The sequence below is a fragment of the Pseudoxanthomonas sp. genome, from assembly GCF_002863005.1.
GTDB lineage: Bacteria > Pseudomonadota > Gammaproteobacteria > Xanthomonadales > Xanthomonadaceae > Pseudoxanthomonas_A.
Genome location: NZ_PKDG01000013.1, coordinates 26,153 through 41,524 on the forward strand (window position 1 = coordinate 26,153; position 15,372 = coordinate 41,524).

The 15,372-nt window shown below is 70.1% G+C and carries 17 protein-coding genes; 10 read left to right on the forward strand and 7 right to left on the reverse strand.

Translation table 11 applies throughout. From position 1 onward, the window contains the following. Nucleotides 1–25: 25 nt before the first annotated feature. Both CYU89_RS03785 and CYU89_RS03790 read right to left on the reverse strand, forming a co-directional pair. A complete protein-coding gene (locus tag CYU89_RS03785) occupies nt 26–517 on the reverse strand; it encodes a hypothetical protein (protein ID WP_296278887.1) in 492 nt (163 codons plus the stop codon). Nucleotides 518–523: 6 nt separating this feature from the next. Continuing rightward, nucleotides 524–2,050 (reverse strand): coniferyl aldehyde dehydrogenase, encoded by a 1,527-nt coding sequence (locus CYU89_RS03790; protein WP_296278888.1) that lies wholly within the window; start codon nt 2,048–2,050, stop codon nt 524–526. 61 nt (nt 2,051–2,111) lie between these two features. Here CYU89_RS03790 and CYU89_RS03795 point away from each other — a divergent pair, with 61 nt between their 5' ends. Together CYU89_RS03795 and CYU89_RS03800 are read left to right on the forward strand one after the other, a co-directional pair. Next, nucleotides 2,112–2,660 (forward strand): gamma carbonic anhydrase family protein, encoded by a 549-nt coding sequence (locus CYU89_RS03795; protein ID WP_296278994.1) that lies wholly within the window; start codon nt 2,112–2,114, stop codon nt 2,658–2,660. Between the two features lie 38 nt (nt 2,661–2,698). After that, entirely contained in the window at nt 2,699–3,076 is a 378-nt protein-coding gene (locus CYU89_RS03800; RefSeq protein WP_296278889.1) for a VOC family protein, read from the forward strand. 13 nt (nt 3,077–3,089) lie between these two features. On the opposite strand, the gene CYU89_RS03805 is transcribed toward CYU89_RS03800, so the two are convergent. Next, nucleotides 3,090–3,356 carry a YkgJ family cysteine cluster protein gene (locus CYU89_RS03805; protein WP_296278890.1) on the reverse strand — a complete coding sequence of 89 codons (267 nt, stop codon included), beginning with the start codon at nt 3,354–3,356 and terminating at the stop codon, nt 3,090–3,092. Nucleotides 3,357–3,524: 168 nt separating this feature from the next. Here CYU89_RS03805 and CYU89_RS03810 point away from each other — a divergent pair, with 168 nt between their 5' ends. From CYU89_RS03810 to CYU89_RS03840, 7 genes are read left to right on the forward strand one after another with little or no spacing between them, the layout of a single operon-like run. Further along, nucleotides 3,525–4,205, forward strand: coding sequence for an RDD family protein (locus tag CYU89_RS03810; RefSeq protein WP_296278891.1), 681 nt, complete (start codon nt 3,525–3,527; stop codon nt 4,203–4,205). Next, a complete protein-coding gene (locus CYU89_RS03815) occupies nt 4,202–5,200 on the forward strand; it encodes a stage II sporulation protein M (protein WP_296278892.1) in 999 nt (332 codons plus the stop codon). The genes CYU89_RS03810 and CYU89_RS03815 overlap by 4 nt, the downstream gene beginning before the upstream one ends. Further along, on the forward strand, nt 5,190–6,755 hold the full coding sequence (locus CYU89_RS03820; RefSeq protein WP_296278893.1) for a DUF4129 domain-containing protein: 1,566 nt from the start codon (nt 5,190–5,192) through the stop codon (nt 6,753–6,755). The genes CYU89_RS03815 and CYU89_RS03820 overlap by 11 nt, the downstream gene beginning before the upstream one ends. Then, nucleotides 6,752–7,951, forward strand: coding sequence for a DUF4350 domain-containing protein (locus CYU89_RS03825; protein WP_296278894.1), 1,200 nt, complete (start codon nt 6,752–6,754; stop codon nt 7,949–7,951). The genes CYU89_RS03820 and CYU89_RS03825 overlap by 4 nt, the downstream gene beginning before the upstream one ends. A 38-nt stretch (nt 7,952–7,989) precedes the next feature. Continuing rightward, complete coding sequence (locus tag CYU89_RS03830) at nt 7,990–8,949, forward strand: MoxR family ATPase (RefSeq protein WP_296278995.1); 960 nt, start codon at nt 7,990–7,992, stop codon at nt 8,947–8,949. Further along, nucleotides 8,946–10,244 carry a DUF58 domain-containing protein gene (locus tag CYU89_RS03835; RefSeq protein WP_296278895.1) on the forward strand — a complete coding sequence of 433 codons (1,299 nt, stop codon included), beginning with the start codon at nt 8,946–8,948 and terminating at the stop codon, nt 10,242–10,244. Before CYU89_RS03830 ends, CYU89_RS03835 begins: the two co-directional genes overlap by 4 nt. A gap of 7 nt (nt 10,245–10,251) precedes the next feature. Further along, nucleotides 10,252–11,274, forward strand: coding sequence for a DUF4380 domain-containing protein (locus CYU89_RS03840; protein ID WP_296278896.1), 1,023 nt, complete (start codon nt 10,252–10,254; stop codon nt 11,272–11,274). 13 nt (nt 11,275–11,287) lie between these two features. Here the strand turns inward: CYU89_RS03840 and CYU89_RS03845 are convergent, their stop codons facing one another. The 4 genes from CYU89_RS03845 to aroE all read right to left on the reverse strand — a co-directional run bounded on the left by CYU89_RS03845 (nt 11,288) and on the right by aroE (nt 14,284). After that, entirely contained in the window at nt 11,288–12,061 is a 774-nt protein-coding gene (locus tag CYU89_RS03845) for a ThuA domain-containing protein (protein ID WP_296278897.1), read from the reverse strand. A 79-nt stretch (nt 12,062–12,140) separates the two neighbouring features. Continuing rightward, entirely contained in the window at nt 12,141–12,491 is a 351-nt protein-coding gene (locus CYU89_RS03850; protein WP_296278898.1) for a hypothetical protein, read from the reverse strand. Nucleotides 12,492–12,557: 66 nt separating this feature from the next. Next, nucleotides 12,558–13,439: a hypothetical protein gene (locus CYU89_RS03855; RefSeq protein WP_296278899.1), complete on the reverse strand. Its 882-nt coding sequence runs from the start codon at nt 13,437–13,439 to the stop codon at nt 12,558–12,560. Beyond that, on the reverse strand, nt 13,436–14,284 hold the full coding sequence (aroE, locus tag CYU89_RS03860; RefSeq protein ID WP_296278900.1) for a shikimate dehydrogenase: 849 nt from the start codon (nt 14,282–14,284) through the stop codon (nt 13,436–13,438). Before aroE ends, CYU89_RS03855 begins: the two co-directional genes overlap by 4 nt. A 508-nt stretch (nt 14,285–14,792) precedes the next feature. Between aroE and CYU89_RS03865 the strand changes: the two genes are divergently transcribed. After that, a complete protein-coding gene (locus CYU89_RS03865) occupies nt 14,793–15,341 on the forward strand; it encodes an outer membrane beta-barrel protein (protein WP_296278901.1) in 549 nt (182 codons plus the stop codon). Nucleotides 15,342–15,372 lie beyond the last annotated feature (31 nt).

Below are 15,372 nucleotides of genomic sequence, written 5' to 3' on the forward strand. Positions count from 1 at the left end.
GGGCCGGCCTGCCGGCCAGCCGGCGTCAGTCGCCTTCCACGTCCACCGTGATGTGGGGAAAGTGCCTGGCCAGGTCCCGTGCCCATTGCGCGGCGTCATAGGGAATGCCGCGTTCCGATGGGAAGCGCAGGCTTTCTCCGTCATGACCGTACAGGAAGACGCGGTCCTCGCTTTCCTCCGGACGCTGCACGCGGATGCGCGCCACGTCGCCCAGCGCGATCGCGTGCTCGCCCGGGCCCACCGCGTTGTCCCACCACCACAGCGTGCGCGTCTCGAGGTCCAGCCGGCTGCCCCAGCGTCGTGCATGCACCAGCATCGCCAGTGCCGATCCGGCCAGCACGACACCCATCGCGAACGCGATGGGCACCAGCCACGGTGCGCACTCGCGTCCGCTCGCATCGCAGTTGCTGGCAGGGTCCACGACCAGGCCCGCGTAAACGAACATGGCGCCGACCAGCAGCATGCCGTACACGCGGAGATCGCGACGGCTGTTGCTGGCTTGTCGGAGCTTGCGCATGCGGGACTAGCGGATGATGAAGTCGATGAACTTCGCCACCCTGGAATAAGGCGGCTTCAGCAGGTCGCTGCCCGCGCGGCGCGGCTGCCACAGCACCGGCAGCGCCTTGCTCATGGCATCGAAGCCGGCGCGGCCGTGGTACGCGCCCATGCCACTGGGCCCGATGCCGCCGAACGGTAGTGCGTTGATGCCGAAATGCAGCACGGTGTCGTTGACGGTGACGCCGCCTGCCAGCGTGGCGCCCAGGATCTTCTCCACCCGGGCACGGTCGTGGCTGAAGGGATACAGCGCGAGCGGCCGGTCGTGCGCGTTGACATAGGCCAGCGCCTCGTCGAGCGAGCCGACGGTGCGGATCGGCAGGATGGGGCCGAAGATCTCGTCCTGCATCACCTTCGCGTCGTCGCCCGGTTCGATCACGACCGTGGGCGCGAACAGGCGCTGCGTGCGGTCATGCTTCGCTGCCAGCGGGATGACCTCGTGGCCACGCTGGCGCGCGTCGTCCAGGTAGCCGTCCAGCCGTGCGAACTGGCCGTCGTTGATGATGCGGGTGAAGTCGCCGGCATCGGACAGGTCGCCGTAGCGCGCGGCGACCTGCTCACGCAACGCCTGCACCAGCGCGTCGCGTCGCTCGCGGCCGACCAGCAGCACGTAGTCCGGCGCGATGCAGGTCTGCCCGCCGTTGAACCACTTGCCGGTGGCCAGGCGCGCGGCGGCCTGGTCCACCGGAAAGTCGTCGCAGACGATGGCCGGCGACTTGCCGCCGAGTTCCAGCGTCAGCGGCGTCAGGTTCGGCGCGGCGGCAGCCATCACCTTGCGGCCCACGGCGGTGGAGCCGGTGAACACCAGATGGTCGAACGGCAGCGCGGCGAATGCGCCCGCCACGTCGGCACCGCCGGCGGCGACGCTGACGCGCTCCGGCGGGAACACCTCCGCCAGCAGCGAACGCAGGAAGGCGGTGGTGCGCGGCGTGTGCTCCGAGGGTTTCAGGTAGACATGGTTGCCGGCGGCGATGGCGGTTGCCAGCGGGATCAGCGCCAGGTTGACCGGGTAGTTCCAAGGCGAAATCACGCCCACCACGCCAACGGGTTCCTGACGGATCTCCGCCCGGGCTGGCCAGAAGCGCCAGCCCACGCCGACGCGCTTCGGCTTCATCCAGCGGCGCAGGTGCGAGGCGAGGTGGTCGATCTCGTTGAGCACGGTCATGCCGTCGGCGATCAGCGATTCATGCCGTGAGCGATGGCCGAAGTCGGCGGCGATCGTGTCCGCCATTTCCGGCAGCCGCCGCTTCAGTGCATCGCGCAGCCGCTGCAGGTCGTCGCGCCGCTGCGCACGGTCCGGCTTGCGCTGCTGCCATGCGCCGCGCAACCGTTGCAGCGTCGGCGCGAGGTCGTCGAGCGGCGTATCGCCGTCGGGGATGCGGGCGCCGGCGCCGGCGGCGGGCGCGGCGTCCGCCGAGGCGGCCGTGATCGCGGCGTTGGCGGCGGTGATGGCCGCGTTCGCGGCAGTGGTGGCGGCATGCGGGAAGGTGGTCATCGGCCGAGTGTATGCCGTCGTTCCGGAGCCGGCGCACTACAATCCCGGCATGGACCCGAATCTGACCGCCCTGCGCCCCTACCTTGACCGCTTTCCCGTCCTCGGGCCGCGCGTCTACGTCGACCCGGCCGCCACGGTCATCGGCGACGTGGAACTGGCCGAGGACGTGTCCGTCTGGCCGGGCACCATCCTGCGCGGCGACGTCAATCACATCCGGGTCGGCGCGCGCACCAACGTGCAGGACGGCACCATCGTCCACGTCAGCCACCACAGCCCGTACAACAAGGCCGGCCATCCGACGCTGATCGGCGCCGACGTCACCATCGGCCACGGCACCATCATCCACGCGTGCACGATCGAGGACCTGTGCCTGATCGGCATGGGCGCGTGCATCCTGGACGGTGCGACCGTGAAGAAGTACGGCTTCCTGGGCGCCGGTGCGATCCTCGGCCCCGGCAAGGTGGTCGGCGAGGCCGAACTGTGGCTGGGCAATCCGGCCCGTTTCGCCCGGGCGCTCACCGACCGGGAAATCGAAAGCCTGCATTATTCCGCCGGGCACTACGTGAAGCTGAAGGACCGTTACCTGCAGGCGACGGCGCCTGCGGCATGATGGCCGGCGGCGCGTCCGCGTCGCCCTGGGAGAACCGCATGGCCTGGAAACCGGAGGGCTACACCTCGGTGGCCCCGTACCTCGTCGTCGATGGCGCGCAGCGCACGATCGACTTCCTCGTCGCCGTGTTCGACGCGCACCCGCTGCGCATGCATCCCCTGGGCGACCGCCTGGGCCATGCCGAAGTCCGCATCGACGACACGGTGCTGATGCTCGCCGATGGCATGGAGGGCTGGCCACCCATCGCCAGCCACGTGCACCTCTATGTGCCGGACGTGGAAGCCACCTGGTCGCGCGCGCTGGCTGCCGGTGCCGAGCCGGTACAGGCGCCCGCGGAAAAAGGCGATGGCGACCGCCGGGGCGGCTTCCGCGATGCCGGCGGCACTACCTGGTGGATCTCCACGCAGGTGGCATGACCGCCGCGCGGCCTCAGGGTGCCGTCGCGAGTTCCAGCGCCGCCAGCAAGGCCATCGCCTCGGTGCGGCTGGCACCGCACATGTCCGCGCCGGGTTTCAGCGTGGCGCAGAACGCGGGTCGCTCGGGCTGGCCGAACAGGCGGCAGCGCAGCGCGTCGTCCAGGTGCACGCACGGCACGCCCGCCGGCTTGCCCTGCGGCATGCCCGGGATCGGCGAAGTGATCGACGGCGCGGTGCAGCAGGCGGCGCAGCCGGAACGGCAAGGGAAGGCGGTGTCCACGATGGCGCGCAGTGTAGGGTGTGCCGCGGCTGGGCAAGCACCGCGTTCGCGGCTAAAGTCGCCGGGCAGGGGGAAAGCGCATGGACAGCGGGACACGCAGGCTCCACCACATCGATCAGGTCGCGGCCGCCACGCCGCCAGGGGACTGTTGCCCGTGGTGAGTGCGTGATGCTGGACACCTACCGCGAAGTCGTCACCCCCGAGGGCGTGGGCCTGCATCTTCCGGCGGCCGGTCCGGTGCCGCGCGCGCTGGCGTGGGGGATCGACCTGGTGATCCGGCTCGGCATCGTGATGGTGATGGCCATGCTGCTCGCCCTGCTCGGCAAGGTGGGAGACGGGCTGTATCTGATCGTGGTGTTCCTGGTGTTCTGGGCCTATCCGATCGTGCTGGAGTCCGCGTGGCGCGGGCAGACGCCGGGGAAGAAGGCGCTGGGCCTGCGGGTGGTGGCGGCCGATGGCGCGCCGGTCGGCTGGCTGGCGGCGATCACCCGCAACCTGTTGCGCACCGTGGACATGCTGCCGTTCGGCTATGCGGTGGGCCTGGTCGCGAGCCTGGTCGATCCGCATGCGCGCCGTCTCGGCGACATGGTCGCGGGCACGCTGGTGGTGCATGCCGGGCGCGAGCGCAGCCACGCGCCGGCGCCGGTCAACACGGTCTTCGTACCCCCGGCGCAGCTGCTGCCGGAAGAACAGGGCGCGATCGTCGCGTTCGGCGAACGTGCGCCCCAGCTGACATCCTCGCGCCAGGAAGAACTGGCCAACCTCGCCCAGCCGATCACCGCCGCGCAGGGACAGGCCGGCGTGCAGCGGCTCTATGGCATGGCCAACTGGCTGTTGGGGCGGCGATGAGGCAGGAACAGTTCGTCGCCCGCCACCAGGCCGAATGGCAGGCCTTCGAATCCTGGCTGCATGCGCGCGGCGAGAGCGCGCGCCAGGCGCGCCGCGAGCGCAACAACGGCGAGCTGACCGACGAGGACGTCCCGGCCCGCTACCGCCGCATCTGCCAGCACCTCGCACTGGCGCGCCGGCGCGGCTACAGCCCGGTGGTCGTGGAGCGCCTGCAGGGGCTGATGCAGCAGGGGCACGGCGTGCTGTACCGCACGCCGCCGCCGCGCTGGCAGCGTGCGGTGCGCTTCCTGCTGGCGGACTTCCCGCGGCTGGTGCGCAGCGAGGCCGGCTGCATGTGGGTGGCGGCAGCGGTGTTCGTGGTCCCGCTGGTGCTGATGTTCGTCCTGCTGCAGGTGCGCCCAGAGCTGGTCTACAGCATCGTGTCGCCCGAACAGGTGGCGATGTACGAGCGCATGTACGACCCCACCGACCCTAGCCACGCCCTGGGCCGCGAAAGCGGCACCGACTGGCAGATGTTCGGCCACTACATCTGGAACAACATCAGCATCGGCCTGCGCACGTTCGCGGGCGGCTTGCTGGCCGGCGTCGGCGCGCTGTTCGTGCTGGTCGTCAACGGCGTCGGCATCGGCACGGTGTTCGGCCACCTGCAGCAGATCGGTTATGGCGACCCGTTGTGGCGTTTCGTCTGCGGGCACGCGCCGTTCGAGCTGACCGGGATCGTCCTGGCCGGCGGCGCCGGCCTGCGCCTTGGGCTGGGTCTGGTGGCGCCCGGCCGGCACCGCCGCATCGATGCGCTCGCGATCGCCGGGAGGAAAGGGGCGCGGCTGTGCCTGGGGGTGGCGTTCATGCTGCTGGTGGCGGCCTTCATCGAAGCGTTCTGGTCGTCGACGCAGTCCATTCCCGCAGCCGTGAAGTACAGCGTGTCCGGCGTGCTGTGGACACTGGTCGCACTGTGGCTCGGCCTCGGCGGACGCGGGGTGGCCGATGAGGATTGAAGACCTGACGGTCCGTCTGCGCGCGCGTTCGGACTGGGAAGCCGTCGAACTGGGCATGGCACTGGTACGGCGGCATGCCGGGGCGGTCTGGAGGCCGTGGCTGTGGCTGACCCTGCCGGTGTTCGCGCTGCTCAACCTCGGTGCCTGGTGGATCGACCGCATCTGGCTGGCTGCGGTGGTGATGTGGTGGCTGAAGCCCGCGTTCGACCGCATTCCGCTGTACGTGGTCTCGCGCGCCGTGTTCGGCAGCGTGCCCGGCACGCGCGCGACCCTGCGGGCGCAGTTGGGCTGGGGCACGCGCATGCTGCCGCACCTGCTCACGTGGCGCCGCTTCAGTCCGGTGCGTTCGCTGTACATGCCGATCGACCTGCTGGAGGGCGTGCAGGGCGAACGCCTGCGCCAGCGTCGCCGCGTGCTGGGCGGCGATGCGTACAGCACCGGCATCCTGCTGACCTGGATCTGCCTGCTGTTCCAGGGGGTGCTGATGCTGGGCGGGGCCATGGCCGTGGTCATGTACCTGCCGCAGGACCTGTTGCCGGACAGCGTGCAGGCGGCGTTCCGCGTGGCCGCGCTGGAGTGGCCGGTATGGTTCCAGCTGGCCTGGAACGCGCTGGCGTGGGCGGCGATCAGCGTGGTCGAACCGTTCTACGTAGGCGCCGGCTTCGGCCTGTACCTCAACCGGCGCACGCAGATCGAGGCCTGGGACCTGGAGATCGTGTTCCGCAAGCTGCGCGCGCGCCTGGCGGCGGCCGCACCGCTGGTCCTGGTCGCGGCGCTGTGGATGGGCATGGCCGGCGGCGCCGACGCGCAGGAGCGCCATGGCGCGCCGGATACAGCGCCCGTGCCCGAGGCCACTGCGCCCGACGCGGCGCCGACGCCGCCCACCCTGCCCATCGTGTTCGGCGAACAGCGGGTCGATGACAGCGCCTTCCGCAAGGCGGCCGACCAGGCCTACCGCGATCCAGACCTCGACCGCACGCTCGTGCAGTCCAACTGGGAGCGCCGCAACGCCGGGCAGGAAGCGCCCGAGGAAGCGCCCGATCGCGACAACGCGTTGCTGGCCGGCATCGGCAACGTGCTGGCCTTCGTCGGCGAGTGGGGACTCTGGCTGGTCGTGGGCGTACTGGTGGCGGTGCTGCTCGCGACGGTGCGCCACTGGTGGCCGTGGATGCGCGGCATCGCGCGCGGCCCGGTCGCCGCGCCCGACGCACCGCAGACGGATGCGCTGGTGCTGCCCGAGGCGCTGCCCGACGACATCGCCACGGCCGCGCGCCGGCTGTGGCGCGAAGGTCGCCCGCGCCACGCGCTTGCGCTGCTCTACCGCGCCAGCGTGGACAGCATGAGCCAGCGCGCCGACATCGTGCTGCCGCCCGGGGCCACCGAGGCCGAATGCCTGCGTGCCTCGCGCCGCATGCCGCAGGCGGAAGACCGGCAGAGTTTCGCGCGCATGGTGCGGACGTGGCAGTACGCCGCCTACGCGGAACGCCTGCCGGCCGAAGACGAGTTCGACGCGCTGGTGGGCGAACTGCAGCAACGCTACGGGTGGGCGACATGACCTCCGCACGCCACAAGGGCCGGTGGGTGGGCGCGGGCCTGATGGTCCTGCTGCTCGTGGCGGTGCTGCTGGTGCTGTGGTTCCGCCACACGTTCCATCGGGTCGAGAAGACGTTGTACCTGCCGCCCTCCGGAGAGGCCGCCTACAACCCGCTGTATGCGCTGGCGAAGACACTGGAAGCGGACGGCGTGAAGGTCAACGCGCGCCAGCGCCTGATGCTTGACGACAACATGCTCGCCCCCGGCGACACGCTGCTGCTGTTCAACGATCCGCGCGCGCTGTCGCCGCCGGAGGCCGAACGCCTGCTGGAGTGGGTGGAAGGAGGCGGCCACCTGCTGATCCGCACGCCCTTGTATTCGCCGGGCGAAGACCTGTCCGGACGGGACGCGACGCCGCCCGCGATGCTGGACCTGCTGTCGGCGTGGCTGGTGGACGAGGGCCCCCGATGCGAAGACCTCCAGGTGGAGGGCGAAGGCCACCACGTCGAGTTCTGCCGCGGCCGCCGCTTCGTCTTTGACGACGTGGTGCCCGAGCTGGCCTGGGGTGACCTGCAGGCCGGCTACGTCTATGCGCGCCTGGCGGTGGGCAAGGGCCATGTCGACGTGCTGGCCGACTTCGACTTCCTCGCCAACACCGCCGCGCGCGGCTTCCTGCAGGACACGCCGGATGTCGCGCCGTCCGGCGGCCTGCGCGACGGTCCGCACCGCGCGCTGGCGCGGCAGGTGCTGGCGCCCAACTATGGCCAGGGCACGATGCACCTGGTCTACGCGGCGGAAATGCCATCGTTGTGGCGCACCCTCTACCTGCAGGGCTGGATGGTGTGGGCGCCGTTGCTGCTCGCCCTGCTGGCCTGGCTGTGGATGCGCATGCAGCGCTTTGGTCCACCGGTGCCGTCGCCAGCCGGCGAGCGACGCTCGTTGCTCGAACATGTCCGCGCCAGCGGCGAACATCTCTATCGCTACGGTCGCGGCGTGATGCTCTATTCCGCCGTCCGGCAGGCGTTCCTGGCGCGCCTGCGTCGGCGCGATCCGGTCGCCGCCGCGCTCGCCGGCGAGCCGCAGGTCGCGGCCATCGCCGAACGTACCGGCCAGCCCGCCGACCGTGTCCGCACCGCCCTCAACGTCCCTGCCTCGCACGACCGGCAGGCTTTCCGCGACCGCATCGCCCTGTTGATCCAACTGAGAAACCGCCTATGAACGACGAGACCGCCGCCGCGCCGCCCGCGCTTCCGCCGATGCCCGGCAACGCGCTGTCCCAGCGCGTCGAAGCCGTGCGCGACGAAGTGTCCAAGGCCTTCATCGGACAGCCCGACGTGCTGGACCAGATCCTGATCGCGCTGCTTGCCGGCGGCCACGTGCTGATCGAAGGCGTACCCGGCCTCGGCAAGACGCTGCTGGTGCGTGCGCTGTCGCAGGCGCTGGAGCTGACCTACGCGCGCGTGCAGTTCACGCCCGACCTGATGCCCAGCGACGTCAGCGGCCATGCCGTCTACGACCCGAAGACGGAGAGCTTCCAGATCCGCCGCGGTCCGGTGTTCACCAACATCCTGCTGGCCGACGAGATCAACCGCGCGCCGGCCAAGACCCAGTCCGCCCTGCTGGAAGTGATGCAGGAAGGGCAGGTCACGATCGAAGGCACGTCGTTCGCGCTGTCGCCACCGTTCATCGCACTGGCCACGCAGAACCCGGTGGAGCAGGAAGGCACGTATCCGCTGCCGGAAGCGCAGCTGGACCGCTTCCTGCTGAAGGTGCTGATCGACTACCCGGCGCTGGAAGACGAGAAGCGCATGGTCGATGCCATCACCACGGGTCGCACCGCCGCCGACTTCGATCTGTCGCAGGTGAAGCGCGTCGTCGGTGCGGCCGACATCGCTGCGATGCAGCGGGAGACCGCTGCGATCCGTGTGGATCCGGAAGTCATCGACTACGCCGTGCGCATCGTCGCCGCCACCCGCAAATGGCCAGGCATTTCGCTCGGCGCGGGGCCGCGCGGCAGCATCGCCCTGGTACGCGCGGCGCGTGCGCAGGCCGTGCTGCAGGGACGCGATTTCGTCACGCCCGACGACGTGCGCGACATCGCCCGCCCCGCATTGCGCCACCGCATCACCCTCGCCCCCGAACTGCAGATCGAAGGACAGTCGCCGGACGATGCGCTGCGTGCGCTGCTGGCGAAGGTGGACGCGCCCCGCAAATGAGGCCGGCGCCGCTGCTCATCGCCCTGATCGCAGGCTGGGGACTGGCCGGCCTGGCCGTGCCTTTCCTCGGCTGGCCGTTGTGGCAGTGGCAGCTGGCCGGCGCGGCGGTGCTGGTGGTCGCCGCGCTCGATGCCTGGGGGCTGCGCGCCCGTCCCACGCCCGAGGCCACGCGCGAGATTCCTGATGCGCTGCCGCTGGGCATCGAGCGCGATGTCGCGCTGGGCTTCGAGTCGCGGGTGCGCCAGCGGCTGGATGTGTTCGACCTGCATCCGGGCGGCTGGGCATCGACAGGCCTGCCGCGCCGGCTGGCACTGGCGCCCATGTCGGCGACCCGCATCACCTATCGCCTGCGTCCTGCCGCGCGCGGCGATGCCCACTTCGACGGCGTGCAGCTGCGCCTGCATTCCCGGCTGGCGTTGTGGCGGCAATCGCGGGTCGCCGGCATGCCGCAGCGGGTACGCGTGTATCCGAACTTCGCACCGCTGACGCGTTTCGCACTCTTCAGCGCGGAGCAGGCCTCCCGCCTGGTGGGCGCGCACCTCAAGCGGCGCCGTGGCGAAGGCACCGACTTCCACCAGATGCGCGAGTACCGCGTCGGCGACAGCCTGCGCCAGGTCGACTGGAAGGCCACCGCGCGCTCGCGCAAGCTGATCTCGCGCGAGTACCAGGACGAGAAGAACCAGCAGCTGGTCATGCTGATCGACACCGGTCGCCGGATGATGGCGCGCGAGGACGAACTGGGCCATTTCGACCACGTGCTCAATGCGTCGCTCGTCGTGTCCTACCTGGCGTTGCGCCAGGGCGATGGCGTGGGGCTGTTCGCCGCCGGCGGCGACAGCCGCTGGGTCGCGCCGCAACGCGGCATGGCCGCCATCGATACGCTGCTGCGCGCCAGCTACGACCTGCAACCGCGCCCCGTGGCCACCGATTACCTGGCCGCCGCCACCGAACTGAGCCTGCGGCAGCGTCGTCGTGCCTTGGTGATGCTGGTCACCAATGTCCGCGACGAGGATATCGACGACCTGCTCGCCGCGGTGCGCCTGCTGCAGAAGCGGCACCTGGTCTGCGTGGCCAGCCTGCGCGAAACGTCGCTGGACGAGGCGCTGGACGACGACGTGCGCGATCTGCAGGGCGCGATCCATGCCGGCGCGGTCGCGCGATACCTCGAGCAGCGCACGGCCGCGCACGAGGCGCTTCGCAGCCATCGCGTCATGGTGCTGGACGTCACCGCCGACGAACTCCCCGCGGCGCTGGTGGAACGCTATCTGGCCGTCAAGCGGGACGGGGTGCTGTAGCGTGGGCATGCGGGCGCTCGCTGCGTGTCTGCTGCTGGGGGCGACCGGCCTGTCCGGCGCAGGCGAAGACGCGGCCGGCGTCGAACGCATCCGGCTGCAATCGGATGCGGTGGTCGTCGAGATCACGCCATCGCTCGGCGGCCGCGTTCTGCACGTGAGCCGCGTCGGGCGCCGCAACCTGATCAAGATCGGCGAGCCGGTCGCCTCGCAACCAACGCCACGGGTGGCTGCGGATGCGGACGACATCGGCTATCTCGGCCACGATGTCTGGATGGGTCCGCAGCGCGGCTGGTGGTCCGACCAGGATGCGAATCCGTCGCGGCGCGACGAGAAAGCGGTCTGGCCGCCGGATCCCTACCTGGCATTCGCGCGGACGCGGGTGATCGCGCGCTCACCGGACCGGCTCGTGCTCGAGGGCGTCGACAGCCCGGTCACCGGCGTGCGCTTGCTGAAATCGTTCGCGTTCGATCCTGCGGATCCCGCCACCGTCGTGGTGACGGCGACCGCCCGCAACATCCGCGACCGTCCTCTCGCCCGTGACCTGTGGTTCAACACGCGCACGTCCGCCGCGACGCGCGTCTACGTGCCGGTCGCCGATGCGCGCGACGTGCGGGTGGAGGGCGCAGTGGACGCCGTGCCCGCCTGGCGGATCGACGCGGGCGTGTTCGCGTTCCTGCCCCCGCCACCGGCCACGGCGATGCGTCGCGGCAAGGTGTTACTGCAGCCGTCGGCGGGCTGGATGGCCGGCTTCGCGCAGGGCCAGGCGTTCGTGATCCGTTTCGACCTGCAACCGTGCGAGGCCATCCATCCCGACCATGGCCAGGTCGAGCTGTATCTCGACCACGCCCGCGACCTCCGCGCCGGACTGCTGGAAATGGAAATGCACGCGCCGTTCCGCACGCTCGCCCCGGGCGCGGCGATGCAGGCGCGCGAGCGCTGGACCGTCCTGCCCTACGAAGGGCCGGAGACGCAGGACGCGCAGGTCGCGTTCCTGTGCCAACGCCTGGACCTTTGCGCCGTCGCCGAGTGAGGCCTGGCGCGCGTCAGCGCCGGTCGTCGATGCCCCTGCCCGTCGCGGTCCACCACAGACCGCCGTAAAGATGCGCCAGATAGGCGGGATCGTCGTACAGCGCCGGCGTGTGTCCGAGTGCCGTGACGAAGACGCGGCCACCGTCGTAAGCGTGGTACCAGGCGACGGGATGATCCTTGCCCATGCCCCGCGCCACCTGCCCGGGCCAGATGCGGGTCGGGTCGTAGGTGGACTCGTCCACGCTCAACACCGTCCGCAGGCCGGGCACGAGCGGGTCATGGAATTCGTACCACTCGTCCGTCCAGATCCAGCGCGACGGCAGGTTGAATGTCGCCGGGAACGAGGGATCGTCCACGCGCACCGTCGCCGTCTGCACCATCGGGTGGACCCGGAACGAGCGGCCGATCAGTTTCTCGAACCAGGGCCACTCGCCGGGCGGGTTGAAGATCAGTGCGCGATGCACCGCCATCACGCCGCCCCCCGCGCGGACGTAGGCCTCGAGCCTGCCGCGCTGTGCCCCCTTCAGTTCATCGCCCGGCGTGTTGAGGAGCACCACGGCCGCATACGGCGAGAGGTCGCCGTCGAACGGCGTGCTGTTCCACGACCAGGTCAGGTCGAAGCCGTGCACCTGCGCCATGCGTTCGAACTGCGGCTTGGCGACCACGGCGTAGTCATGGTGATAACGGTTGGGGATGGCGACGACCAGCAGCTTGAAAGCGCCCTGTGCGAACGCCGGCACGGCGAAGCAGGCAAGGCACACGAGCACCGACAACAGGAAGCGTTTCATGCCGCCATGCTAGCCCGACGACGAAGCGCGCGGCATCGCGGCGCTATTCCGTTTGCGGTGCCGCCTATGCGGATATCGCCTACGCAGCGTGCGTGGCCTGCATCGCCTTGCAGGCACCCCAGGCCAGCATGACCAGGCCAACGGCGGAGACGAGGCCGATCAGCATGCCGAGGGCACTGAACAGACCCATCATGCCGCTCACCGATGCATAGCCATCGGTCGCGTGGTTGATCACCCAGGCCTGCCACACGCTCATCGCGCCGCGCAGCAGGGTGGTGAGCAGCATCAGCGAGATGCCGGCCAGCGCCAGTTTGCGACCGGGTACCGGTGGCGCCCACATCGCCAGCATCGCGGTACCGGCCACGCAGGCCAGCAGGTCGGGCAACTGGTAGCCGAGCATCGTCAGCAATTGGGTGAGGAATCCGTCCATGCATGTCTCCGTGCCGATGGACATCCAATGTATAGCAAAGCCAGGCACGGCTTCACCCTGCCGGGTTCATTCGTCTGTCGTCTGTCGTGCCTGGCGGCGGATGCGAGGTTCTTCGTCGGGCGTGAGGTGGTGGATAGCCGAGGGCGAAGGCGCCAGCATCGTCAGCGTCGAGGTCGCCGGTTCGTAACGCGCCACGTACTGCCGCATGCCGATGTACAGCATGCCCGCGCGCTCGTTCCAGGCCGAAGAACGGGGGTGGAAAAAGCGCCAGGGTGCCTTGGGCAGAACCACACGCAGGCCGGACGTTGCGTCGACACGCACCAAGGCGTCGTGCAGGGCGATCAGCAGGTCGTCGCGTTCGGTAACGGAGACGGTCAGGGGAGCACCGGGCAGGTGCATGAGCGTCGTGGCTTGCCACCTGTCCAGGGACTTGTCGAGCGCGACCACAGTGCCTCGCGACGATCCCAGGTGCGCAAGGCCTTCGATGGCATGCCATCGGTCCTTCCATTCGAAGAACGCCACGACATGGTCGGAGGACACGGGATAACGCGTCGCCCCATCGACGCTGTACCAGTACAGCACGGCGCCGAACTCCCCGTTGTTGAAGGCCACCAGCCAACCATCGTCGACACGCTGGACGATGACGCCGTCATCGTACTGGCCGGGCGAAGGCAGGAACGAGGGCCGGCCGGCCGCCGGGCTGGAGCGGGACAGGCGGATGGCGACAATGGCGTCGTCGCGCTGGTCCACCCGCCAGGACACGGGCGAATAGTTACCCGCGTACTCCCAGACAAGACGATCTTCGTGCGATGCCTCCGGCGGAACGGGAATCTCGACCCACGCGTTCAGTGGGGGAGCGAGGGTGGAGGCGCCGTCGTCCGCCGACGCAGCGAACGAGAGCGCGAACAGCCCTCCGCATGCGAGTCCGCGTAGCAGGCCAGCCTTCAATCCGCCGTCACCAGCACCTTGTCTTTGTCGCGCAGCGCGGCATAGACCGCATCGGTCTCCGGGCGCACGCCGTGCCAGTGCTCGAACGCTTCGGCCGCCTGCTCCACCAGCATGCCGAGCCCGTCCACCGCATCGTGGCAACCGGCCGCGCGGGCCCAGGCAAGGAACGGGATCGCGGCCTCGCCATAGTTGAGGTCGACCGCCAGCGTGCGCGGGGTGGCCAGGGTGAACGGCAGGGAGAACGCACCCTGGTCCTGGCGCGCGGCGGAGGTCGCATTGACGATCAGCGAGAAGTCGCCGAGATCGCGCAGGTCGTTCCAGTAGCGGGAGTGCGCGCGATCCGGTTCGCCCAGCGCATCGGCCAAGGCATCGGCCCGTTCCGCGGTCCGGTTGACGATGATCAGTTCGCTGATGCCGGCATCCAGCAAGGCGGGCGCGACGCCGCGTGCCGCACCACCGGCGCCGAGCAGCAGCGCGCGCCGCGCGCGCAGGTCCAGTCCGTGGCGGCCGGTCAGGTCGCGCACCAGGCCGGCGCCGTCGGTGTTGTCGCCGTTCCATTGGCCGTCGTGGTGGGTCAGCGTGTTCACCGCACCGGCGCGCCGCGCGCGATCGCTGGTCTGCGCGCAGATCGCGAAAGCGGCTTCCTTCAACGGCAGGGTGACGTTCGCACCCACGCCGCCGTCGCCCGCGAACCGGTCGAGCGTCGCGACGAAATCGTGCGGTGCGGTGTCGATGGCGGTGTAGTCCAGCGCGATGCCGACCTGCTGCGCGAATGCGGCGTGGATGCGCGGCGACAGCGAGTGGGCGACGGGATGGCCGAAGACGGCGTAGCGCTGGCTGGTCATGGTGCGGATCCCCGTCTGCAGTCGTTGTCCGCAGTCTACGCGCGCCCGCGTCGGCTTGACAGGCGCGACGGTGCGCCGCACTGTGCCGCCGCCGAAGAGGGCGCGCCAGGGATCGAGGCGACGGCAGGCCGGACGGGGAGTACCGGTCGCCTCCCATCGAAACGCTGTCACTGCGGGCCTTGCGTCGACCGACGACGGAGCGCGCAGTCCGCGCGCAAGCTTCCGGCAAGGATGCTCACGATTCACCGATCCGCCCCGCCGGTACCGCAAGGACGCGGGGATTCCACCACCACCGAAAGGGGAAACCTCATGAAGCCTCTGCTCCGCTGCCTGCCGCTCGCGCTGGCGGCCTTCGCCCTGCACGCGCAAGCGCAATCGATCTCGCCGGCCTACGATGCGTTCCGGAAAAAGGAAACGCCGCCGCCTGCACCCGCCCAGCCCGTGACGCCGACCACCCCGGCGCCTGCCACGCCCGTGGTGCCCGCAGCACCGCCTCCGGCGCCTGCCCATGCCGCGCCCGCACCGTACGCGCGCACCCGCGCCTGTCCGCGAGGAGCGGGACAACGGCGGGTTCTTCATCGGCGCCCAGGCGGGCCAGGGATGGATCTACGAGGATGTCGAGCAGGATGCGCTGGCGATGAGCGCGGGCTACCGCTGGCAGGCAGGTCCCTGGACCCAGGTAGGCGTCGAGCTGTCGGCGGGCCGCCTGGACGAAACCACCGACGGCGGTTGGCGCTACCCGAAGGCCACGTACAAGGCGCTGGGCGCCAACGCCCGCATGAGCTTCGGCGACAGCCCGTGGTTCATGATGGTCCGGGGCGGCTATTTCGATGCGGAACAGGACGTTCCGGGCGGCGGTGACTTCTCCACCGATGGCGGCTATGCCGGCCTGGCGGTGGGCGTGGACATCAACCGCCACCTCAACCTGACGCTGGGCTACACCGCGTTCGTCTACGCGGACGACTACTACGACAGCGACTGCGACGAGGACTACACCTACTACTGCGACTTCAACCGCGCCGACACGGTGACGTTGGGCGTCGAAGCGCGGTTCTGATCCGGAAACAGAAAACAGAAACGGGAGCCGG